This window comes from Kitasatospora sp. NBC_00458 (assembly GCF_036013975.1).
Classification (GTDB): domain Bacteria; phylum Actinomycetota; class Actinomycetes; order Streptomycetales; family Streptomycetaceae; genus Kitasatospora.
On the sequence record NZ_CP107904.1, the window covers coordinates 4681586 to 4704364 of the forward strand.

Below are 22779 nucleotides of genomic sequence, written 5' to 3' on the forward strand. Positions count from 1 at the left end.
TAGACCATGGAACTCCACGACGTCTGGTTCGTCCTGATCGCCGTCCTCTGGACCGGCTACTTCTTCCTGGAGGGCTTCGACTTCGGCATCGGCATCCTGACCAAGCCGCTCGCCCGCAACACCGCCGAGCGGCGGGTGCTGATCAACACCATCGGCCCGGTCTGGGACGGCAACGAGGTCTGGCTGCTGACCGCCGGCGGCGCGACCTTCGCGGCCTTCCCCGACTGGTACGCGACCCTGTTCAGCGGCTTCTACATCCCGCTGCTGCTGATCCTGGTCTGCCTGATCGTCCGCGGCGTGGCCTTCGAGTACCGGGCCAAGCGGTCCGAGCCGCGCTGGCAGCGGAACTGGGAGGAGGCGATCTTCTGGACCTCGCTGATCCCCGCCTTCCTCTGGGGCGTCGCCTTCGCCAACATCGTCCGCGGCGTCGACATCGACGCCCAGAAGAACTACGTCGGCACCTTCTGGGACCTGCTCAACCCGTACGCCCTGCTCGGCGGCCTGGTGACGCTCAGCCTGTTCACCTTCCACGGCGCGGTCTTCGCGGCGCTCAAGACGGTCGGCGAGATCCGCGACCGGGCCCGGACGGCGGCCCTCGGGCTCGGCCTGGCGGCCGCGGCGCTGGCGGTGGTCTTCCTGCTCTGGACCCAGGCCGACAGCGGCAACGGCTGGAGCCTCGCCGCCCTGGTGGCCGCCGTGCTCGCGCTGGTCGGCGCCCTGGTCGCCAACCAGCTGGGCCGCGAGGGCTGGGCCTTCGTCCTCTCCGGGGCGACCATCGTGGCCGCCGTCGCGATGCTCTTCCTCTCGCTCTTCCCGGACGTCATGCCGTCCAGCCTGAACGAGAGCTGGAGCCTGACGGTGACCAACGCCGCCTCCTCGGCCTACACGCTCAAGCTGATGACCGTCGTGGCCGCCGTCTTCACCCCGCTCGTCCTGCTCTACCAGGGCTGGACGTACTGGGTGTTCCGCAAGCGGATCGGCGTCCAGCACATCCCCGGGCACGACCCGGCCGCCGCGCTCGACCAGGCCTGACGCCGTGAAGCCGGTCGACCCCCGACTCCTCGGGTACGCCCGCACCACCCGCGCCTTCCTCGCCGGATCGGTCCTGCTCGGCGGGGCCGGCGCGGCCCTGGTGGTCCTCCAGGCGAGCCTGATCGCCGAGATCGTGGTCCGCGGCTTCCAGCAGCGGGCCGGGCTCGACGAACTCGGCACACCGCTGGTGCTGCTCGTCCTCACCGCGGTCGGCCGCGGGCTGGTCGGCTGGCTCACCGAACTGACCGCGCACCGGTCCGTCGCCCGGGTGAAGTCCACCCTGCGGCGCCGGCTGCTCGACCACGCCACCGCGCTCGGCCCGGCCTACCTGGCGGGCCGGCGCACCGGCGAACTCACCACCCTCGCGACCCGGGGCGTCGACGCGCTCGACGACTACTTCGCCCGCTACCTCCCGCAGCTGGCGCTCGCCGTCGTCGTCCCGGTGATCGTGCTGCTGCGGATCGTCGGCGCCGACTTCACCTCCGCCGCGATCATCGCCGGCACGCTTCCGCTGATCCCGCTCTTCATGGTGCTGATCGGCATGGCCACCCAGGCCCGGATGGACCGGCAGTGGTCCGCCCTGTCCCGGCTCTCGCACCACTTCCTGGACGTGGTCGCCGGCCTCCCCACGCTCAAGGTGTTCAACCGGGCCCGCGCCCAGGCCGCCACCGTCGCCCGGATCACCGCCGACTACCGCCGGGCCACCCTGCGCACCCTGCGGATCGCCTTCATCTCCTCGTTCGCGCTGGAGCTGCTCTCCACCCTCTCGGTCGCGCTGGTCGCGGTCTCGATCGGCTTCCGGCTGGTCGACGGCACGCTCGACCTGCAGACCGGGCTGATGATCCTGATCCTCGCCCCCGAGGTCTACTTCCCGATCCGGCAGGTCGGCGCGCTCTACCACTCCAGCGTCGAGGGCCTCACCGCCGCCGACGAGATCTTCCGGGTCCTGGAGACGGAGCGACCCGCCGCCGGCACCGCCCCGGCGCCCGCCCTGGCCGGGGCGACCCTCCGGCTCGACGGGCTCACCGTGGCCTACCCCGGCCGCACCGCGCCCGCCCTGGACGACGCCTCGCTCACCCTGCGCCCGGGCGAGACCGTCGCCCTCACCGGCCCGAGCGGCGCCGGCAAGTCCACCCTGCTCGGCGTCCTGCTCGGCCTCACCGCGCCGGACGCCGGCAGCGTCCGGATCACCGCCGCCGACGGCCGGACGCACGACCTCGCCGACCTCGCGCCGGAGAGCTGGCAGCGGCAGATCGCCTGGGTGCCGCAGCACCCGTACCTGTTCGCCGGCACCGTCGCCGAGAACCTGGCGCTCCACCGGCCCGACGCCGCCGACGCCGAACTGCGGGAGGCCCTGCGGGCCGCGCACGCCCTCGACTTCGTGGAACGCCTGCCGCAGGGACTCGCCACCGTGCTCGGCGAGGACGGCGCGGGACTCTCCGCCGGGCAGCGGCAGCGGCTCGCCCTCGCCCGGGTGCTGCTCGCCGACGACCGCCCGCTCGTCCTGCTCGACGAGCCGACCGCCAACCTGGACGGCGAGTCCGAGGCGGCGGTCGTCGGGACCGTCCGGGCGCTGGCCGCAGACCCGGCGCGCACCGTGCTGCTGGTCGCGCACCGCCCCGCGCTGCTGGCGGCGGCCGACCGGCGGGTCCGGCTGGCGGGCCCGGCCGCGGGGCCCGCCGACGGGTCGGCCGCCGGACCCGCCGTCCCGGCCCGGGCCGCGGTGCCCGCCCACCGGGACCGGCCCACGCCGGAGGCGCCGCCGGAGGACGACGCACCCGGCGCGGAGGCCGTCCGGCCCCGGCTGGCGCTCTCCGTCCTGCTCGGCGCGCTCGCCCTCGGCTGCGCCGTCGCCCTGATGGCCACCTCCGGCTACCTCATCTCCTACGCCTCCGAGATGCCGCCCGTCCTCTACCTGATGATGGCCGTCACCTCCGTCCGGGCCTTCGGCATCGGCCGCAGCGTCTTCCGCTACGCCGAGCGGCTGGTCTCGCACGACGCCGTGCTGCGCACCCTCGGCACCCTGCGCGCCGCCGTCCACCGCAAGCTCACCGTGCTCGCCCCGGCCGGGCTGCCCGCCTTCCGGCGCGGCGACCTGCTCTCCCGGCTGGTCGCCGACGTCGACGCCGTCCAGGACCACTACCTGCGCTGGCGGCTGCCGGCCGCCGTGGCCGCCCTGGTGTCGCTGGCCGCGGCGCTGGCGATGGGGGCCTTCCTGCCCGCCGCCGGGCTGGTCCTCGGGCTGGGCCTGCTGCTGGCCGGCGCCGTCGTCCCCGCACTGGCCGCCCGCTGGTCGGCAGGCGCCGAGCGCCGGCAGGCGCCCGCCCGGGGCCGGCTGGCCACCGCCGTGGTCGACGCGCTCAGCGGGACGGCCGAGCTCACCGTCGCCGGAGCGCTGCCCGGCCGGCTCGCCGCCGTCCGCGCCGCCGACGCCACCCTGACCGGCCTGGCCGCCCGCTCGGCCGCCACCGCCGCGCTCGGCACCGGCCTGATCTCGCTGCTCACCGGCCTCACGGTGGCCGCCGCCGCGGCCGTCGGCCTGCAGGGCGTCCGGGCGGGCACGCTGGCGCCGGTCTGCCTGGCGGTGGTCGTGCTGACCCCGCTGGCGGCCTTCGAAGCGGTCACCGGGATGCCGCTCGCCGTCCAGGCCCGCCGGCGCAGCAGGGCCGCCGCGGCCCGGCTCGCCGAGGTGCTGGACGCGCCGCCCGCCGTCGCCGAGCCCGCCGCCCCGGCGGCGCTGCCGGAGCGGCCGTTCCCGATCGCGGTCCGCGGGCTGACCGCCCGGCACCCCGGGCAGCAGGCCGACGCGCTGGCCGGCGTCGACCTGGACCTCACCGCCGGGCGGCGGATCGCGGTGGTCGGCGCGTCCGGCTCCGGCAAGACGACGCTCGCCCAGGCGCTGCTCCGCTTCCTGGACCAGAGCTCCGGCAGCGTCGTGCTCGCCGCGGGCCGTCCACAGGCTGTGGACAGCCGGGCGCTCGCCGGGGACGACGTCCGCCGGGTGATCGGCCTCTGCGCCCAGGACGCACACGTCTTCGACAGCTCGCTCCGGGAGAACCTGCGCCTCGCCCGGCCCTCGGCGGGCGAGGAGGAGCTGTGCGCCGCCCTGGCCGCCGCCCGGCTGCTGGACTGGACGCGGACCCTGCCGGACGGGCTGGACACCATGGTCGGGGAGCACGGCGCCCGCCTCTCCGGCGGCCAGCGGCAGCGGCTGGCCCTGGCGAGGGCGCTGCTCGCGGACTTCCCGGTGCTGGTCCTGGACGAGCCCGCGGAGCACCTGGACCTGCCCACCGCGGACGCGCTCACCGCCGACCTGCTGTCCGCCACGGCGGGGCGGACGACGGTCCTGATCACCCACCGGCTGGCCGGGCTGGACGACTCGACGGTGGACGAGGTGCTGGTACTGGACGGCGGCCGGGTGGTCGAGCGGGGCGGGTGGTCGGAGCTGCTGGCGGTGCCGGACGGGCGGCTGCGGGCGATGCGGGAGCGCGAGCGGGAGGCGGACGGGCTGCTGGTGCCGGTGGCGGCCTGATCATCCGATCGTCGCGTCGCTACTTCGGCGGAAAACCGTACAAACTACGCTCGTCACCATGGACCCCACGCCATCCCTGCCCGACCCCGCGGTTCCCGCCGACCCCGCGGTGCCCGTTGTGCCCCCTGCGCCCGCCGTACCCGCCGGGCCCGCGGCTCCGGAGGCCTCGGCCGTGCCGGCCGCGCCCGCCGCGTCCGCCGCGCCCGCGGGACCTGCGGAGCCCGAGCCGGCGCCGACGGGGGCCGGGCCGACGGGGGCCGGGCCGGGGCCCGACCCGGCACCGCACCGGGTGCCCGAGATCTCCTCGCTCGGCCTGGACACCCTGGTCACCGAGGTCGCCGAGCGGCTGCAGTCCGCCGCCGCCGTCACCGACCGGATGCAGCGGCTGCTGGAGGCCGTCGTCTCGGTCGGCGCCGGCCTCGACCTGCACGCCACCCTGCACCGGATCGCCACCGGCGCCGCCGAGCTGGTCGACGCCCGGTACGCGGCCCTCGGGGTGATCGCCCCCGGCGGCCACGGGCTGTCCGACTTCATCCACGTGGGGATCGACGACGCCACCGCCGCCGAGATCGGCGAGCTCCCGGTCGGCCGGGGCATCCTCGGCGCGCTGATCGACCGCCCCGAGCCGCTGCGGCTGAGCGACCTGGGCGCGGACGCGCGCTCGTACGGATTCCCGCCGCACCACCCGGCGATGAAGACCTTCCTCGGCGAGCCGATCCGGATCCGCGACGAGGTGTTCGGCAACCTCTACCTGACGGAGAAGCAGGGCGGCGGCGCCTTCACCCCCGAGGACGAGCAGGTGGTGCACGCGCTGGCCGCGGCCGCCGGTGTCGCGATCGAGAACTCCCGCCTCTACGAGGAGGGCAGGCGCCGCGAGCGGTGGATCGCCGGGGCCGCCGCCGTCACCACCGCACTGCTCTCCACCGACGAGGCCGAGGTCGCGCTGACCGTCGCCGCCGAGCAGGTCCGGGAGCTCGCCGACGCCGCGCTCGGCATGATCCTGCTGCCGACCGCGGACGCCGACGCCGACACCGGGTCCGGCACCGGACCCGGCACCGCCCAGATGAGGGTCGCCCACGCCTCCGGGGAGGCCGCCGAGTTCGTCCGCGGCGAGCTGCTCCCGCCGGACAGCTTCGCCTCCCGGCTGCTGGAGGGCGAGAGCGTCCACCTCGACGACATGTCCACCGACCCGACCGTGGTGATCCGGCTCGCCCGCAGCTTCGGTCCGTCGCTCGCCGTGCCGATGGTCGCCGCCGGCCGGGTGCTCGGCGGCCTCTGCGTCTGGCGCCCGCGCGGGGCGGTGCCGTTCAGCGAGGCCGAGAAGCAGCTCGCCGAGACCTTCGCCTCGCAGGCCGCGCTGGCCCTGCGGCTCGCCGAGGGCCAGCGGGACCAGCAGCGGCTCGCCGTCTTCCAGGACCGCGACCGGATCGCCCGGGACCTGCACGACCTGGTGATCCAGCGGCTGTTCGCGACCGGGATGATGCTGGAGGGCGCGGCCCGGCGGGCCGTGGTGCCGGAGGTGAAGGTCCGGATCGGCCAGGCGGTGGACGAACTGGACGCCACCATCCAGGAGGTCCGCACCACCATCTACGCCCTCCAGCACGACAACCACGGCGATGCTCCCGACACCCTGCGCACCAGGGTGCTGCGCGAGTGCAGCCAGGCCGCCGCGGCGCTCGGCTTCAAGCCGTCGGTCTCGTTCACGGGCCCGGTGGAGAGCCTGGTCGGCGAGAAGACCGGGCGTCAACTCCTGGCCGCTCTGCGCGAGATGCTCTCCAACACGGCGCGCCACGCGCGGGCGTCCCGGGTCGGTGTGGAGGTCGAGGCGACCGTGCACCTGGACGACGCCGGCCGCCCGGTGGGCGGCGACCCGGAGTCGCTCGACCGGGGCGGCCGTCCCGGCGTCCTGCTGACCGTCACCGACGACGGCGTCGGCATCCCCGAGGGCGGCCGGCGCAGCGGCCTGCGCAACCTGACCCGGCGTGCCGAGGCGCTCGGCGGGGACGCCTGGCACGAGCCCGGGCCGTACGGGAGGGGCACCCGGGTGCGGTGGACCGCCCGACTCTGAACACACGTCCAGGTGGTGGGCCCTGTTCGAACTGTTTGTGGACGGTGCGGAACGGCCCCGGGGGTGGTTGGCGCGCGGTTGGTGTGCACCCGGTGAAAGTTTAACGAGGGAGAACTTCGCGGCCAACGGAGCAAGTTGTGCATTTCCCGGCCTTCCGGGGGTCTCGTGTGCACACATAGCTTTACTCCCGTCTCGGAGAGGTACCGGACTGTGGGGGAGCAGTGGACGCGTCGAACCGCGATCACACCGCAGCAGGGGTGAGTCGAGGGGGGTTTCGGGCGGAACGTGCACCGGACGGGCGGTACCGCTGGCAGCTGAAGGCACCCAACGGCCGGGTCGTGGCCGTGACCCCGGCCGCGTACGACACGGCCGGGGAGGCGGAGCGCGGCTTCGACGGCTTACGGGCCGGGGCCGAGGGCCTCACCGCCCGGATCACGCACGTCCGGGACGGCATCGGGTGGGTCTGGGTCATCCCCGGCTCCCGCGCGCTGCCCGAAGTGCGGTCCAGCCGCGCCTACGAGCGGTACGCGACCTGCCAGAACGCCTTCCGCCGGTTCGTCGTGCTGCTCGCCAAGCAGCCGGCCCTCGAACTCCCGGACCGGGTAGCGACCCTGAGACTCCCCGATGGCCGCTGAGCGGCGCGGGCCGAAGCTCCTGACCGTCCCCGCCGGGGACCGCTCCCTCGGCTGGGCGCTGCGCGCCGCCAACGGGCGGCAGCTCGGCGTCGGCGTGCGCACCTACCGCGGTGAGGCGGAACTCGCCGACGCCCTGCGGGAACTGATCATCGAACGGGCCGCGCTACGATGTACCGTCGGGCAGTCCGAGGCGCGGCTCTGGGTCTGGACGGCGTACCTGCCGCTCCGCACCACCCGCCCGGGCGCCGCCGACGCGGCCGGCCCGGTGGCGCGCAGCGCCCGCGGCTACCTGAGACGGGACCAGTGCCAGGCCGGGGTCGAGGGCTTCCGGGCCGGACTGCAGCACCTGGGGCAGGAGCTGCGCCGGCTCGGGCGCGACGGGCAGTGGCCCTGGTAGTCCGGGCACAGCCCGTTCCGGCCCCTCGTGGGCCCGCCCCTCCCGCATGGCCCGCATGGCCCGTGTCGCCCCGGCGCGCGTGCGGCCCCGCCGTTTCCCCAGCTCGACCACCTCGTACCGTGTCCGCGGTGCCGCTCCGAGTCCGCCCCCTTTCCCCCTCTTCCGGTGAAGCGCAGGTTTCCGGCAAACCCCCGAGTCGACACCTGGAGAAGAACGTCATCGGCCTCCGACCTGCGGATTTACCACCCTCCGCGGCTGGGCTGACCAGTCACTAAACCTCTCTGAACCGAGATATCGACAATCCCCCGCCACCCCGGACCACCCTTCCGACGGAACCGCGCCGACCGACAGGATCGGCACTGCCGGAGAGGCCGCCGCGGACGCGGTCAGCCGGCCCCGGGACTGACAACCAGTACCCGGGCAAGCGATGTACGTCTCTCCCACCGGAGGAACAGGAACATGCGCAAGACCGCTGCCAAGCTGCTCGCCGCCGCCGCCCTCGCGACCTCGGTCGTCACCGTCGCGAGCGGCACCGCCGTCGCCGACCCGTCGACGCTGCCGACCCTGCCGCTCGCCCAGGACATCGTGGGCGTCGGCTCGGACACCACCCAGGCCGTCCTGAACGGCCTCTCGGCCGGCTACAACGCCTCCCTGCCCGTTGGCAGCACCCTGCCGCGCCTCTACAGCTGGGACGCGACCGGCTCCTCGACGATCGTCACCAAGACCGGTGCCATCACCACCCCCGCGTTCAACCGCCCGAACGGCTCCGGCGCCGGCATCACCGCGCTGAACAACACCACCAGCACCACGGTGGACTTCGCCCGCTCCTCGCGCGGCCCGCAGACCGGTGACCCGGCCACCGACATCTTCGTCACCCTGGGCAAGGACGCGGTCTCCTGGGCGGCCAAGTCGGGCGGCAACGCGCCGTCCAACCTGACCACCGCCCAGCTCAAGGGCATCTACGAGTGCACCATCACCAACTGGACGCAGATCAGCGCGTCCCTGCCGAACGCCACCATCAAGCCCTTCCTGCCGCAGACCAACTCCGGCACCCGGTCCTTCTTCCTGAAGGCCATCGGCGGCGCCACCGCCGTCGTCCCGGGCACCTGCGTCACGGCCAACCCGCTCGTCCAGGAGAACCAGGGCACCGACCCGGTCCTGAACGACGTCAACGCGGTCGTTCCCTACTCCGTCGCCCACTACATCGGCCAGGTCTTCAACGGCCACGCCTCGGGCAGCGACGCCCAGGGCCCGCTGACCATCCGCGACATCAACAGCATCGCGCCGGTCAGCACCGCCACCCCGAAGGTCATCAACTCCTCCTTCGCCGCCACCGCCTACGGCCGCGTGATCTACAACGTGGTCCGCGAGGCCGAGTGGACCGCGACCGACGCCCACGGCACCGCGCTGCGTGCCATCTTCGGTGTCGGCGGCTGGATCTGCACCACCAACGGTGCGGGCTCCGCGATCATCAAGGACCACGGCTTCCTGGCCCTCCCGAACGGCGCCTGCGGCTCGACCACCCACGCCTGATCCACCGCGCCACCTGTGTGAACTGCACCATCCGGCGGCCCCGGGCCTCGCGCCCGTGGCCGCCGGCCACACCGGACCACCGCCGCACAGGGAGCAGGGGAACGATGCGAGAGACCATGGGCAGACTGCTCGCCGTCGCCGCGATCACCGGCTCGCTGGCGGGCCTGACCTCCGGGGCAGCCACGGCCGACCAGCCCGTGACCCCGAAGCCGAGCGACATCGTCGGCGTCGGGGCGCAGACCACCGGGCCGCTGTTCAACGAGCTGTCCACCGGTTACAACGGGTTCCTGACGGGGAACGGTGACACGACCTCGCCGAGGCTCTACAGCTTCGACTCGACGGGGTCCGCGACGATCGTCCCGAACCAGGGGGCGCAGCCGATCGGCCGGCCGACGGGGGCCAACTCCGGTCTGAGCGCGCTCAACGCGATACCCAGCGACATCGACTTCGTCCGTACGGACCGGGCTCCGCAGGTGGGTGACCCTGCGTCGAACCTCTTCGTCGCCTTCGCGAAGGACGCCGTCTCCTGGGCGGCCAAGGACGGCGGCAACGCCCCGCCGAACCTGACCACCGCCCAGCTCAAGGGCATCTACAACTGCACCATCACCAACTGGCAGCAGATCGACCCGGCGCTGCCGAACGCGACCATCAAGCCCTACCTCCCGGACGCGGGCTCCGGAACGCGGTCGTTCTTCCTCAACGCGATCGGCCTCCAGCTGTGGAGCCTCTGCGTGACGACCGGTCCCAGTGAGAACCAGGGCGTCGACCCGCAGCTGAACGACCCGAACGCGGTGTTCCCCTACTCGGTCGGCCACTACATCGGCCAGGTCTACTACGGGCACAGCACCCCGCAGGACTCCGCCGGCCCGCTGACCATCCGGAACATCAACGGCGTCGCGCCGGTCAGCCCGGGGACCAACACGACCAACTACGCCTTCGCTGCGACGGCGTTCGGGCGGGTCCTCTACAACGTCGTGCGGCAGGCCGAGTGGACGGCCACCTCCACGCAGGGCACCGCACTGCGCGCGATCTTCGGCTCCTCGGGCTACATCTGCGCCAAGGCCGGCCCCGTCGTCAGGAGCTACGGCTTCCTCACGCTGCCCTCCGTGGCCTGCGGTTCCACCACGCACTCCTGACCGACCCGCCGTGCGGCCGCGCCGGCCGCCCACCCTCGACGACTTCCTCCGGAGGACCGGAATCATGCGCAAGGCCTTCCTCAGGCTCCTGGTGAGCAGTGTTCTCGCCTGTTCACTCGCCGGTGGTGTCAGCGGTACCGCTACCGCCGATCCCGCCGGGACCCCGCGGGCCGAGGACATCGTCGGGGTCGGTGGCCACACGACCGGGCCGGTGCTCAGCGCGCTCTCCGCGGCGTACAACGCCCACCTGGCCGGCACCGGCGACACGGTCTCGCCGCGGCTCTACAGCTGGGACGCCTTCGGGCCTTCGCCGATCGTTCCGAAGGCGGGTTCCACGCCGATCGGCAGGCCGATCGGTGCCGAGGCGGGGCTGATCGCGCTGGACGGCAGGCCGACCGGCGGCGCGGCGGGCCTGAGCGCGCTGAACGGCACCACCGGTGGGACCGTGGACTTCGCCAGAGTGGAGCGGCCGCCGAGTTACACCGCCGGCGACCCGGCTTCGGACCTCTTCGTCGCGTTGGGCAAGGACGCGGTGTCCTGGGCGGCCAAGGACGGCGGGCACGCGCCGCCGAACCTGAGCACGGCGCAGCTCAAGGGCATCTACGAGTGCACCGTCACCAACTGGCGACAGATCGATCCGTCGTTGCCCAACGCCGTCATCAAGCCCTACCTCCCGCACTACGGGGCGGCCCTCAAGTGGGTCTTCCTGAAAGCTCTCGGTGGTAGCGGGACAGCGATCCAACCGGGAGCGTGCGTGGTCTCCGGAGTCCAGGAGGACCAGGGGACCGACCCGGTCCTGAACGATCCGGACGTCGTCGTCCCGTACTCCGTCGGCCACTACATCGGCCAGGTGTTCGGCGGCCGTTCGCAGGGCAGCGACGCCGCGGGTCCGCTGACCGTCCGCAGTGTCAACGGGATCGCACCAGTCGCCGACACGGCTGCCGGCAAGAGCATCAACACGGCCTTCGCCGTGACCGCCTACGGCCATGCGATCTACAACGTGGTCCGATCGGAGGAGTGGAACGGCACGGGTGCGCACAGCGCGGCCCTGCGGAACATCTTCGGCACCTCGGGTTGGATCTGCGGCACCGCCGGCGCCGAGGTGATCCGGAGCTACGGCTTCCTGGCACTCCCGACGATGGCCTGCGGTTCCGTCACCCACAGCTGACCGGTCCGGTTACTCTCGCCCGCCGTGGGCATCCGGCAGTGGCCCACGGTCCGCAGGAGAGCGGCTCAGCACAGAAGCTTCGGACGTTCGGCCCCGCCGGGCAGTGCGGGACGGGACGACCGTCGAGGCGACCTCCTGGCCGCCTGCTCCACCCAGCACAACATCTCATCTCTCCTTAGGAGTCCAGCATGTCCCGTACCCGCGCCCGTCTCGCCGCCACTGGTGCCGTCGTCGTCCTCGCCGTCACCGGTATGAGTGGTGCGGCCGTCGCCGACACGGCCCCGGCGAGCACGCCGTCCACCGGCAGCGCGGTGGTCAACTCCAGCACCGCTTTCCTCAAGGACCAGGCGCTCAACGGCATCGTCGTCATCCCGCTGCCGACCGCGTCCCCCTCGTACGACAGCGTCACCGGTATCTCCACCACCTTCCCCGTGACCGCCGGTTCGGCGAACCTCTCCGGTTACTACGGCGACATCGACCTCGGTGGCGGCCTGCTCTTCGTCAACGTCTTCACCGGCAAGAGCGCCACCTTCAAGAAGCTGCACTTCAGCGTCGACAACTGGCAGATCACCGGCGTGCCGGTCGGCGGCACCGAGTCGGTCGCCCTGCTGGACCCGGCCGGCAACAGCCAGATCGGCCGCAACGGCACCACCCAGACGCTCGCTTCCTCCGACCTTCAGATCGACGCCGCCGGTGCGCAGTACCTGGACTCCAAGCTCAACACCTCCTTCTTCAAGGGCGGCCAGTCGGTCGGCTCCTTCGCGCTGACCTTCACCCAGGGCAGCTGACCAGCAGTCCGGTACCGACTGCCGTAGAACGACGGGCCCGCGCCACCGCGCGGGCCCGCTCGCATGCGGAGTTCCCAACTCCGGTACGGAGTCGTCGCGTTGTGTTCTCGTACATCCGGTCGACCTGATCCGGCCATGTCCGGATGGCCGAATAGTAGGCAACCGGAGCCGTCACCCTTCAACGCGACCATTCCCTCGTGCCGCCCTCGTGCGCGGCTCGCGATTCCCGGAGGTACCCGCCATGAGAATCCGCGTACCCGACCCGAGAGACAGAGGGCGGTGGCGCCGGCGACTACCGGCGTTGGCGCTCGTATGGGCGGTGGTGGCGGCACTGGTGACGGTCCCGGTCGGGCTCGGGACGGTGACCGAAGCGCGCGCCGCGTCGTCGAAGACGGTACCGGGGCCGAGGGTTTGGGTGCCGGGCGCGGAGCCGGGAACGGGCAGCTACGGTCTGGCGGGGAGCGTCACCGTCGCACAGACCGAGAACCTCCAGGACCAGGTGATCCAGGTCTCGTGGAGCGGCTTCACGCCGACCGTGAAGCTCGACGGAACCCCGGCCACCAGCGCCCAGCCGCGGGACCCGACCATTCTCTACCCGGTGCGGATCTACCAGTGCCGCGGGGTGGACCCGGCACCCGGCGACTGCTACGGCAACGGACTCTACGGCGGCGACCCGGCGCTCGGGTTCGAACAGCCCTTCCCGGGGCCGGGTAAGAGCGCGCCGGACCTGCCGACGAACATGCGGATCGCCCCGACCGGCGCCGACGGGTCCGGCTCGGCCGAGATCGAGGTCCGGTCCGCCCGCCTCAGCCCGTCCCTCGGGTGCGACTCCCGGCACCGCTGCTCCATCGTCGTGGAACCCAACTACGGTGGCGACGCGGTGGACATGTACCAGGAGCACGACGGCGTCGCGGACTGCGACCGCCACATCTACGACATCGACGGTGTCTTCAACTTCGCCAGCGACTTCCCCATCGAAGGCTCCACGAACTGGAAGAGCCAGGCGTACGCCGGGGAGCAGTGCGCGTGGAAGAACCGGACGGTCATCCCGATCGACTTCACCGCCACGCCGGACGACTGCAAGATGGCGCAGCCCGACGTCGCGGTGGCCGGCCTGGAGATGGCCAACCGCGCCATGCAGCAGTGGATCACCGGTCTCTGCCTCGCCTCCTCCCCGCTGGCCGTGCAGTACAGCTCCGGCGGCGGTGAGCCGCAGGCCCGGCAGGGCTTCCTGCGCGGCAGCCGCATCGACGTCGCGCTGACCGCGCTCCCGGACCGGGAGACCCCGGTGCGACCGTACGTCTACTCGCCCGTCGCGAACAGCGGTATCTCGATCGGCTACCTGGTGGACGACGCGTCCGGGCGGCAGATCCGCGACATGCGGCTCAACGCCCGACTGGTCGCGAAGATGCTGACCCAGAGCTACAAGACCGCCGGGCTGATCGTCATGCCCTCGGTCGAGGGGAATCCGAGCTGCATCTTCACCGATGAGGAGTTCCTCTCGCTGAACCGGCTCTCGGCGGCCAGCGGTCTCACCTGGCCGTCCTGCAGCGGCCCCGAGAAGTCCCTGCCGATCGTGCTGGGCACGTCGACCGACGTCACCAACCAGCTGACCTCGTGGATCGCGAACGACCCCGAGGCCGCACGGTTCCTGGAGGGCGAGCGCGACCCGTGGGGCACCCGGGTCAACTCGCGCTACCTGCGCCCGGACTTCCCCGGCTTCCCGATCGACCAGCTGATCCGGCAGGACGACACCGGCGCCGTGGACAAGCCCGGTGAGGAGCCGCTGCCCGACCACCTGAAGCACTGGAAGCAGTACGAGTGGAACCCCCTCCAGACCAGCCTGAACGATGTGCTGAGGCACATGCAGCAGGGTCAGGTGACGGCCAAGCACGCGGTCCTGGATGGTGAGGGGAACCACAGCTCGCTGCCTGCCCAGCCGATCGGCGAGCGGACGCTCTTCGCGGTCCTGGACAGTGCACAGGCCAAGGCATACGCCATCCCGGAGGCATCACTCCAGAACGCGGCCGGCACCTTCGTGTCGCCGACGCGGGACACCATCCAGGCAGCGGTGGCGGACATGCCGCTGGACGTCGTCACCGGCACGCAGCAGCTGCCCTACGGGCAGTCGGACACGGCCTACTCCCGGGACCAGCGCGCGTACCCGCTGGCCATGGTGCAGTACGCGATGGTGCCGACCGGCAACCTGGCGGCGGAGAAGGCGGTTGCGGTCGCGAAGTTCCTCGGGACGGTCGCCGACACCGGCCAGATGTACGGCGTCGAGCCGGGCCGCCTGCCCGAGGGCTTCCTCGCGCTGACCAAGGCGCAGCGGGCGCAGGCCCAGGACGCGGTGAAGCACGTGACCGCGCAGGACGGCACGTGGCCGGGGAACCAGAAGCCCCCGACCAAGCCGGGCGGCGGGGAGACCCCCTCCACGACCGGTGGAACGGATGGCGGAACGACGAGCACCGGCGGCACTTCGACGGGCGGGACCTCGACGGGCGGCACCTCGACCGGCGGGACCTCGACTGGTGGGACCTCGGGTACGGGCGGTAGCGGTAGCACCGGCACGACCGGTACCGACACCACGCCGGTCACGGACAACGGCAGCACTGGGTCCACCTCCGGTTCGTCGGGAAGCTCCGGTTCGTCCGGTACTTCGGGCGGCACTGACACGTCCGGTACTTCGGGCGGTACGGGTACTTCCGGTACCAGCGGTGCGACAGGCGGCGTGCCCGCCCCGGCGGCGACCGCCCCCGCCGCTGCCAAGCCGGCGGCGAGCGCGGCACCGACCAAGAACGGCGCCCCGCTCGCGGCGGCGCCGGTGGCGGCCGGTTCGCCGTCGGCGGACCGGTCGGGCAGCGCCCGGCTGCTGCTGCCGATCGCCCTGATCGCCGGCCTGGTGCTGCTGGTCGGCGGCCCGGCGGCGCTCGTTCTGGGCGGCACCCCGGCCGGCGCGCGGCTGACCGCCGCCACCCGCGGGGTCTGGGCGCGGATCCGCCGCAGCCCCTGACACCGCCCGGTCGGTGAGGACTCGGCGGGGCCGCCGTCCCGGCCCCGCCGAGTCCGCGTCCCGGCGCCTTCTCCTCCCGGGGAGATCGCGCCCGGCCTCCTCACCGCCCCCCGTGACCCCTGGACCGAGCAGTTCCCACCGAGCGCGCCGGAGAGCAGACCATGACAGCCGCCGCCGAGCCCGCGGCACCGTTCGCCGAGGCTCCACGCCAGCCCGACCCCGACGTACCCCGCACCATCACCGCCCCCGCCACGCCCGGCGACCGGGTGTTCCGCGGCATGCTGCGGACCGCGGGCCTCTCGGTCTTCGCGATCATGGGGCTGATCGCGTTCTTCCTGATCCTGCGCGGCGCCGAGGCTCTGCGCGTGGTCGGTTTCGACTTCTTCACCGAGAAGAAGTGGCAGACCCAGGCCGGTAACTTCGGCATCGCCGCCGTGCTGCCGAACGGCATCCTGATCGCCCTCATCGCACTGGTGATCGCCGTTCCCGTCGCGATCACCACGGCGGTCTTCATCTCCGAGTACGCGCCGGTGCGGCTTCGCGCGACGCTGATCTCGCTGGTCGACCTGATGGCGGCGATCCCCAGCATCGTCTACGGGCTCTGGGGACTGTTCTTCCTCCAGCCGCAGATCATCGGGCTCGCGCGCTGGGCGTCCAACCACCTCGGCGACGCGATCCCCTTCCTCAAGGTGCGTACCGGCGACATCGCGACCTCCTACACCTCGTCGACCTTCGTCGCGGGCGTGGTGGTCTCCCTGATGATCATTCCGATCATCATCTCGCTCAGTCGTGAGGTGTTCTCGCAGGCCCCGCAGGGCGAGCGCGAGGGCGCGTACGCGCTGGGCTCCACCCGCTGGGGGATGGTGCGCACGGTGGTGCTGCCGTTCGGGCGGGGCGGTGTGATCGGGGCCGTGATGCTCGGCTTCGGCCGCGCGATGGGCGAGACCATCGCCGTCGCCCTGATCATCTCGCCGAGCTTCAAGACCATGACCCACGTGCTGGAGAACGGCGGCAACTCGATCTCCGCGCTGATCGCGCTGCGGTTCGGCGAGTCGGACGCACTGGCCCTCTCTGCGCTGATGCTGGCAGGCCTGGTCCTGTTCGGGATCACCCTGCTGGTCAACGTCGTGGCGAGCTTCGTGATCTCCCGCTCCCGCTCCGGCGCGGCGACGGCGGACTGAGCCGTGGCCGACCAGACACCCAAGGCAGATCCGAGGTCCGCGGCGAGCCGCAGTACCCGCCACCGGCTCCACCGGCCGCTGCCGCCCCGTTGTGAAGGGACGCACCGATGACCACCCTCGACAGGCCGCCCGCTGCGGCACCATCGGTGCCCCCGCCGGACGAGTCGCACGCCGTTCCCGACCCGAAGGCCCCGCGCCCGGAACGGAAGCTGAAGCTCGGCGGGACGACCCGCGCCGACCTCTTCACGATCGCCGGCGCGCTGGTCGGCGCGCTGGGACTGGACTGGGTGCTGTACGAGCGGGTGCTTCCGTTCAGCGGCGCCTTCGGCTTCCTGTTCTGCTGGTACCTGCTCTTCCTCGTCGGCTACTTCCTCCTCGGCCGGATGCAGTGGGGCTCCCTCCTGGTCCGGGAACGGCTTGTTGCCGTGGTCGCCTGGAGCTCCGGCCTGCTCGTCGTCGGGTTGATCGCCGACCAGATCGGCTACGTCGCGTCCAAGGGGTACGAGGCGGCCCAGCACGGGAACTTCTTCACCGAGACGATGGTGAGCACGGCCTCGCTCTCCCCGATCACCTCCGGCGGCGCGCTCCACGCTGTCGTCGGCTCCCTCGAACAGCTCGGCCTGGCCACGCTGTTCGCCGTTCCGCTGGGCATCGCGGCGGCCGTCTTCATGTCGGAGATCGGCGGCCGGCTGGCCCGTCCGGTCCGGACGCTGGTGGAGGCGATGACGGCGCTGCCGTCGATCGTCGCAGGCCTCTTCATCCTGGGCATCGTCATCCTCACCTTCGGGTTCGAGAAGAGCGGCTTCGCGGCCTCGCTGGCGCTGATGGTGATGATGATGCCGATCGTCACGCGGGCCGCCGAGGTCGTCATCCGCCTGGTGCCGGGCACCCTGCGGGAGGCCTCGTACGCGCTCGGCGGCAGCCAGTGGCGGACCGTCTGGAACGTCGTGCTACCGACCGCGCGGCGCGGCCTGGTGACTGCCGTGGTGCTGGGCATGGCGCGCGCGGTGGGTGAGACCTCGCCGGTCCTGCTGACGGCCGGGTTCACCTCGCGCCTCAATGCCAACCCGCTGGAGGGGCAGCAGATCTCGCTGCCCCTCTACATCTGGAGCTACGTCAAGCTGCCGGTCCCCGAGATGACCGCGCGCGCCTTCGCCGCCGGTCTGACCCTGATGGCGGTGGTGCTGATCCTCTTCGTCACCGCCCGCTTGCTCGGCGGACGCGGTCCGGGCGAGATCAGCCGCCGTCAGAAGCGCAAGCTCGCGCGCGCCGCCCAGGCCGCCGAGCAGGACCGGATCCCGGCCGGCCACCTCGGCCAGCCCGCCGCCGTCACCGGGGAGTACTGATGTTCCGACCGACCACCCTCAGCACAAGAGGAGTTCCCATGTCGCGGGAGGCCGAACGCCGCCGCCTGGCGCGCCCGTTGGCCATACTGATGTCGACCCTGATCGCCGCCGGATCGGCGTTGCTGGGGCAGGCCGCTCCGGCACACGCGGCTTCCGTCGCGCTCACCGCCAGTGGCTCCAGCTGGGCCTACCCGGCGATCGACCAGTGGCGTCAGGACGTCGGACCCCAGGGCATCCAGATCGACTTCAGCGCCGTCGGTTCGGCCCGGGGCCGCAAGGAGTGGTCCATCGGGCAGAACGACTTCACCGCCTCCGACGTACCGTTCCGGACCAAGCCGGACGACGGCGCGAGCGACGCGGTCAAGCGCAGCGGCAACGCCGGTGTGGAGAACCCGGTGTACGGCTACTCCTACGTCCCGATCACCGCCGGTGGTACGGCGCTGATGTACAACCTGAAGATCGGTGGCAAGCAGGTCCGCGACCTGCGTCTGTCGCCGCAGACCATCATGGACATCTTCACCAGCAAGATCACCAACTGGAACGACCCGAAGGTCACCGCCGAATACGGGAGGGCGCTGCCCAACCTGCCGATCACCCCGGTGATCCGGTCGGACGGTTCCGGTGCGACGGCGCAGTTCACCCGGTGGATGAGCCACACCTTCCCCGCCCAGTGGGACGAGTACTGCAAGTCCGTCAACGGCGTCACCTGCGGTGAGTTCACCGAGTTCTTCCCGCCGTCCGGCCGGATGACCGCCCAGAACGGCTCGGACACGGTGGCTGGCTACATCAAGGCCAGCTCGGGCGACGGCACCATCGGCTACGACGAGTACGCGTTCGCCAAGCGCAGCGACTGGCCGGTGGTGAAGGTCCTCAACCCGGCCGGCTACTTCACCCTGCCGACCGCCTCCAACGTCGCCATCGCGCTCACCGCCGCCAAGATCCGCGGTGTGGACGACGCCACCCCGCCGGACGACCCGAACTACCTCCAGCAGAACCTGGACGAGGTTTACACCAACGCGGACGCACGCTCCTACCCGCTCTCCAGCTACAGCTACCTGGTCGTGCCGCGGGCCAACTCCCTCAAGTCGCTCCCGCGTTTCAGTAACGACAAGGGCGGTGCACTGAGCAAGTTCCTCTCCTACGTGCTCTGCCAGGGCCAGGGCGAGGCGGACGACCTCGGCTACTCGCCCATCCCGCGCGGCCTGGTCCGTGGCGGACTGCTCCAGGCCCAGAACATCCCCGGCAACGCCAGTCCGGTCGACCCCAACACCCTCTCCAACTGCAACAACCCGACCTTCAACTCCGCCGGCCGGCTGACCATCCTGGACAACGCCCCGCAGCCCAGCGCCTGTGACGCCAAGGGGCAGCCGCTCGACTGCAAGATCGTGGACGGCAAGCCGTCGACGGGCGGCGCCTCAGGCTCGGGCGGCAACTCCGGCGGCGCGGCGGCCACCGGCGGCGGCGCGGGCGGCGCGGCAGCGGGCGGCGCCGCCGCCTCCGGTGGCGCGGCGGCGACTGGCGGCGGCAGTGGCTCCACCGGGACCACCGGCAACAAGGCAGGCACCACCGGCAAGACCGGTACCACCCAGACGCCCGGTTCCACCGGTGGTTCGGCCACCGGTGGCGGTTCGGCCACCGGCGGTGCCGCGGCCTCCGGCGGTGCGGCCACCGGCGGCGGTGCGGCCACCGGAGGCACTGGCGAGGCGGCGCCCGGCGATCCCGCCGCGGCCGCCGACCCGAACGCCGTGCCGGCCGACGGCGAGGGCGCGGCCGAGGAGACCGTCGACCCGCAGACCGGCCAGGTGGTCGCGCGCGGCCGCGGGGGTGCCGCCACCGAGATCGCGGCCAACGTCGTGGAGGTCGGCGGCCGTCCCGAGGACTGGACGCTGAGCACCCTCACCGCGCTCGAACTGCTCGCCGTGGTGATCGTCCCGCCGCTGCTCGGGCGGCGCCTGCTGCGCCGTCGCACCGACAACGGCGGCCGGTCATGACGGCCCCGGCACTGGAGAAGCCGACCGCCCCGGCGCAGCCCGGGCCGGCCCCGGCCGCCGCGCCGAGTGCCCCCGGGACCGCGCCCAAGCCGGCGGGGCCGGACGGGCCGTCCGGCCCCGGCCGGACCGCCGGGCGGATCCGGTTCCTCCAGGGGGCCTGGGCGGTGAGCCTGCTGGCGGCGATCACCCTGGGCTTCGTCGGCTACCTCTTCACCCTCTCGCACGTCCAGGAGAAGCACTTCCAGTCGACCGCCTACAAGTCCTTCCGGGACCAGCTGGCCAAGGCCACCGCCCCGACCGGCGCGGCCGGGAGCGGCGACCCGGTCGCTCTGCTGGACATCCCGGCGATCGGGCTGCACCACGTGGTCGTGGTGGAGGGCACCACCGGCCGGGACCTCATGCGCGGTCCCGGCCACCGGCGGGACACCGCGCTGCCCGGGCAGGCCGGCGTCGCGGTGCTCTTCGGGCGCGGCGCGACCTTCGGGGCGCCGTTCGCCGAGCTGACCAAGCTCCGGGTCGGCGACAAGATCGAGGCCACCACCGGGCAGGGCAAGTTCACCTACACGGTCAACGTGTACGGCGACGAGGACCACCCGATCGCCGACCCGGCCCGCAACCGGATGGTGCTGGTCACCGGGGACTCCGACTGGATCCCGCGCTCGACGGTGATGATCGGCGCCCGGCTGGACGACGACCCGCAGGCCAACCCGGGCGGCCGGCCCCGCACCGTGCCCTACGACAAGGCGCTGGCCGCCGACAAGGGCGCGCTGGCCACGCTGCAGCTGTGGACGCTCGGCCTGCTCGGCGCGGTGGTCGCCGCGATCGTGCTGGCCCGGTACTGGCACCGCTCGGCCGCCTACCTCAGCCTCGCGCCGGTGGTGGGCGCGCTGCTCTGGGCGGTCTACGAGAACGCCGCCGCCCTGCTGCCCAACCTCTACTGACGCGCGCCCGGAGGACCGTACCGATGACGGATGCACCGATGACCGACGTACCGCCCGGCCAGGCCCCGGCCGCCGGACCGGCCGAGACCACGATCACCCTTCCCGCCGTCCAGCCCGACGCCGGCGGCTACCCGGGGCACGACGGGCAGCAGTTGCTGTACCCGCAGGACGCGCACTACGAGACCTACGGCGAGGAGCCCCCGCTGGCCGGGCTGGAGACCCGTGACGTCTCCGCCTGGTTCGGCTCGCACAAGGTGCTGGAGCGGGTCTCGCTCGCCATGCCGGCCGGTGAGGTGACCGCGCTGATCGGCCCGTCCGGCTGCGGCAAGTCCACCTACCTGCGCATCCTCAACCGGATGCACGAGATGATCCGCGGCGCCGCGCTCTCCGGCGAGGTGCTGCTGGACGGCGACGACGTCTACCGGCCCGGCCGGCGTCCGACCGAGGTCCGCCGCCGGATCGGCATGGTGTTCCAGCGGCCCAACCCGTTCCCGGCGATGTCCATCCAGGACAACGTCTCCAGCGGGCTGAAGCTGGCCGGCATCAAGGTCTCCAAGGACGAGCGCGAGCACCTGGTGGAGACCAGCCTGCGCCGGGCCGGCCTCTGGGACGAGGTCTCCAACCGGCTGCACACCCCCGGCGGTTCGCTCTCCGGCGGACAGCAGCAGCGCCTCTGCATCGCACGGTCGCTGGCCGTCTCGCCGGACATCCTGCTGATGGACGAGCCGTGCTCGGCGCTCGACCCGACCTCGACCCGGCGCGTCGAGGAGACCATCGCGGAGCTGCGCGGGCGGCTCACCATCGTGATCGTCACCCACAACATGCAGCAGGCGCAGCGGGTCTCGCAGTCCTGCGCGTTCTTCCTGGCCACCCACGACACGCCCGGCCGGATCGTGGAGGCGGGTCCGACCGAGCAGGTGTTCCAGAACCCGCGCGACCAGCGGACCTCGGACTACGTCAACGGGCGCTTCGGGTAGAGCACCGGACCACCCTGCGGGGTGGGTCCGTTCACCGGCCGGCGGGCTCGCTCCGCCGGCCGGTGCGGTTTTCCGGCGGGGCCGTGTGCGGCAGGTGGTCCTCGTCCGCCGGGCGGGCCCGGTTCAGCGGCCGGGGAGGCCGAGCAACTGCTCCAGCACCGCCGCCACACCGTCCTGCTCGTTGCTCACCGTGTGCAGCGGCACCGCCGCCAGCACCTGCGGATGGGCGTTGGCCACGGCGTACGCGGTGCCGGCCCAGGCCAGCATCTCCAGGTCGTTCGGCATGTCGCCGAAGGCCACCACCTCGCTCCGGTCGATCCCGCGCCCGGCGCACCAACGGGCCAGCGTGCTGGCCTTGGTGACGCCGGGCGCACTGATCTCCAGCAGCGGGATCGGTGCCGAGCGGGTGATCTCGGCCAAGTGCCCGGCCGCCTCCCGCGCCTCGCCGAGCAGCTTGTCCGGGTCGAGGTCCGGGTGCTTGGCGAGCAGCTTGAACAGCCCGCGCACCGCTCCGCCCGTGCCCAGCAGCTCCTCCGCCGGGCCGATCGGGTGGTTCTCGTCCTGGCCCCACATCCGCACCTCGTACCCGGGCTCGCGGGCGAACCCGGCCGGGTACTCGAAGGCGAACGCGGTGCCCGGGAGCTTCTCCCGCAGCCGCCCGACGACGGCCAGCGCGGTCTCGGCGTCCAGCGGGAACGACTCCAGGAGCTCGCCGCGCCGCACGTCGACCACCGCGCCGCCGTTCGAGCAGATCGCCACCCCGTGGCCGCCGATGTGCGGGCTCACCTGCTTCATCCAGCGCGGCGGCCGGCCGGTCACGAACACCACCTGGACCCCGGCCGCCTCGGCGGCGGCGAGGGCGGCGGCGGTCCGCCCGGTCACGGTGCCGCCGGAGCAGAGCAGGGTGCCGTCCAGGTCGGTGGCGATCAGCCGGGGAGCGGTGCGCGGTGTGGTCACCGGTCCATCTTCGCCCACCCGGGCCGGGAGGTCACCGGCGCGGTGGCCGATGTGGCCATCGTCGCGGTGGCCCCCCGGCGGCCG

16 protein-coding genes are annotated in these 22779 nt (G+C 72.8%); 15 read left to right on the forward strand and 1 reads right to left on the reverse strand.

Annotation, left to right across the window (positions count from 1 at the left end; translation table 11 throughout):
- Positions 1–6: 6 nt before the first annotated feature.
- The 15 genes from cydB to OG550_RS19350 all read left to right on the forward strand — a co-directional run bounded on the left by cydB (position 7) and on the right by OG550_RS19350 (position 21738).
- Positions 7–1032 carry a cytochrome d ubiquinol oxidase subunit II gene (cydB, locus tag OG550_RS19280; protein WP_327679201.1) on the forward strand — a complete coding sequence of 342 codons (1026 nt, stop codon included), beginning with the start codon at positions 7–9 and terminating at the stop codon, positions 1030–1032.
- Positions 1033–1036: 4 nt separating this feature from the next.
- Positions 1037–4564 carry a thiol reductant ABC exporter subunit CydD gene (cydD, locus tag OG550_RS19285; RefSeq protein WP_327679202.1) on the forward strand — a complete coding sequence of 1176 codons (3528 nt, stop codon included), beginning with the start codon at positions 1037–1039 and terminating at the stop codon, positions 4562–4564.
- A 376-nt stretch (positions 4565–4940) separates the two neighbouring features.
- Positions 4941–6632, forward strand: coding sequence for a sensor histidine kinase (locus OG550_RS19290; RefSeq protein WP_327683987.1), 1692 nt, complete (start codon positions 4941–4943; stop codon positions 6630–6632).
- 338 nt (positions 6633–6970) lie between these two features.
- The gene (locus tag OG550_RS19295) at positions 6971–7267 is read left to right on the forward strand and encodes a hypothetical protein (protein ID WP_442906026.1); all 297 of its coding nucleotides are present in this window, start codon (positions 6971–6973) and stop codon (positions 7265–7267) included.
- The gene (locus OG550_RS19300) at positions 7257–7664 is read left to right on the forward strand and encodes a hypothetical protein (RefSeq protein WP_327679206.1); all 408 of its coding nucleotides are present in this window, start codon (positions 7257–7259) and stop codon (positions 7662–7664) included. The genes OG550_RS19295 and OG550_RS19300 overlap by 11 nt, the downstream gene beginning before the upstream one ends.
- A 459-nt stretch (positions 7665–8123) precedes the next feature.
- A complete protein-coding gene (locus tag OG550_RS19305; RefSeq protein ID WP_327679208.1) occupies positions 8124–9197 on the forward strand; it encodes a PstS family phosphate ABC transporter substrate-binding protein in 1074 nt (357 codons plus the stop codon).
- Between the two features lie 104 nt (positions 9198–9301).
- Entirely contained in the window at positions 9302–10333 is a 1032-nt protein-coding gene (locus tag OG550_RS19310; protein WP_327679209.1) for a PstS family phosphate ABC transporter substrate-binding protein, read from the forward strand.
- Between the two features lie 64 nt (positions 10334–10397).
- On the forward strand, positions 10398–11501 hold the full coding sequence (locus tag OG550_RS19315; RefSeq protein ID WP_327679212.1) for a substrate-binding domain-containing protein: 1104 nt from the start codon (positions 10398–10400) through the stop codon (positions 11499–11501).
- Between the two features lie 188 nt (positions 11502–11689).
- Positions 11690–12289 (forward strand): hypothetical protein, encoded by a 600-nt coding sequence (locus OG550_RS19320; RefSeq protein WP_327679214.1) that lies wholly within the window; start codon positions 11690–11692, stop codon positions 12287–12289.
- A gap of 301 nt (positions 12290–12590) precedes the next feature.
- A complete protein-coding gene (locus tag OG550_RS19325) occupies positions 12591–15302 on the forward strand; it encodes a hypothetical protein (RefSeq protein WP_327679217.1) in 2712 nt (903 codons plus the stop codon).
- Positions 15303–15463: 161 nt separating this feature from the next.
- Complete coding sequence (pstC, locus tag OG550_RS19330) at positions 15464–16483, forward strand: phosphate ABC transporter permease subunit PstC (RefSeq protein ID WP_327679219.1); 1020 nt, start codon at positions 15464–15466, stop codon at positions 16481–16483.
- 107 nt (positions 16484–16590) lie between these two features.
- Positions 16591–17829, forward strand: coding sequence for a phosphate ABC transporter permease PstA (pstA, locus tag OG550_RS19335; RefSeq protein ID WP_327679221.1), 1239 nt, complete (start codon positions 16591–16593; stop codon positions 17827–17829).
- 38 nt (positions 17830–17867) lie between these two features.
- On the forward strand, positions 17868–19820 hold the full coding sequence (locus OG550_RS19340; protein WP_327679223.1) for a substrate-binding domain-containing protein: 1953 nt from the start codon (positions 17868–17870) through the stop codon (positions 19818–19820).
- Positions 19817–20761, forward strand: coding sequence for a class E sortase (locus OG550_RS19345; RefSeq protein ID WP_327679225.1), 945 nt, complete (start codon positions 19817–19819; stop codon positions 20759–20761). Before OG550_RS19340 ends, OG550_RS19345 begins: the two co-directional genes overlap by 4 nt.
- A gap of 38 nt (positions 20762–20799) precedes the next feature.
- Positions 20800–21738 carry a phosphate ABC transporter ATP-binding protein gene (locus OG550_RS19350; RefSeq protein ID WP_327679227.1) on the forward strand — a complete coding sequence of 313 codons (939 nt, stop codon included), beginning with the start codon at positions 20800–20802 and terminating at the stop codon, positions 21736–21738.
- Between the two features lie 123 nt (positions 21739–21861).
- Here the strand turns inward: OG550_RS19350 and OG550_RS19355 are convergent, their stop codons facing one another.
- A complete protein-coding gene (locus OG550_RS19355) occupies positions 21862–22695 on the reverse strand; it encodes an HAD family hydrolase (RefSeq protein WP_327679229.1) in 834 nt (277 codons plus the stop codon).
- Positions 22696–22779: the final 84 nt, after the last annotated feature.

Bases quoted from the DNA above. Each gene is read 5' to 3' on its own strand.
- cydB (WP_327679201.1), top strand. From the start codon at position 7: ATGGAACTCCACGACGTCTGGTTCGTCCTGATCGCCGTCCTCTGGACC.
- OG550_RS19290 (WP_327683987.1), top strand. From the start codon at position 4,941: ATGCAGCGGCTGCTGGAGGCCGTCGTCTCGGTCGGCGCCGGCCTCGAC.
- OG550_RS19300 (WP_327679206.1), top strand. From the start codon at position 7,257: ATGGCCGCTGAGCGGCGCGGGCCGAAGCTCCTGACCGTCCCCGCCGGG.
- OG550_RS19305 (WP_327679208.1), top strand. From the start codon at position 8,124: ATGCGCAAGACCGCTGCCAAGCTGCTCGCCGCCGCCGCCCTCGCGACC.
- OG550_RS19310 (WP_327679209.1), top strand. From the start codon at position 9,302: ATGCGAGAGACCATGGGCAGACTGCTCGCCGTCGCCGCGATCACCGGC.
- OG550_RS19315 (WP_327679212.1), top strand. From the start codon at position 10,398: ATGCGCAAGGCCTTCCTCAGGCTCCTGGTGAGCAGTGTTCTCGCCTGT.
- OG550_RS19320 (WP_327679214.1), top strand. From the start codon at position 11,690: ATGTCCCGTACCCGCGCCCGTCTCGCCGCCACTGGTGCCGTCGTCGTC.
- pstC (WP_327679219.1), top strand. From the start codon at position 15,464: ATGACAGCCGCCGCCGAGCCCGCGGCACCGTTCGCCGAGGCTCCACGC.
- pstA (WP_327679221.1), top strand. From the start codon at position 16,591: ATGACCACCCTCGACAGGCCGCCCGCTGCGGCACCATCGGTGCCCCCG.
- OG550_RS19340 (WP_327679223.1), top strand. From the start codon at position 17,868: ATGTCGCGGGAGGCCGAACGCCGCCGCCTGGCGCGCCCGTTGGCCATA.
- OG550_RS19345 (WP_327679225.1), top strand. From the start codon at position 19,817: ATGACGGCCCCGGCACTGGAGAAGCCGACCGCCCCGGCGCAGCCCGGG.
- OG550_RS19350 (WP_327679227.1), top strand. From the start codon at position 20,800: ATGACCGACGTACCGCCCGGCCAGGCCCCGGCCGCCGGACCGGCCGAG.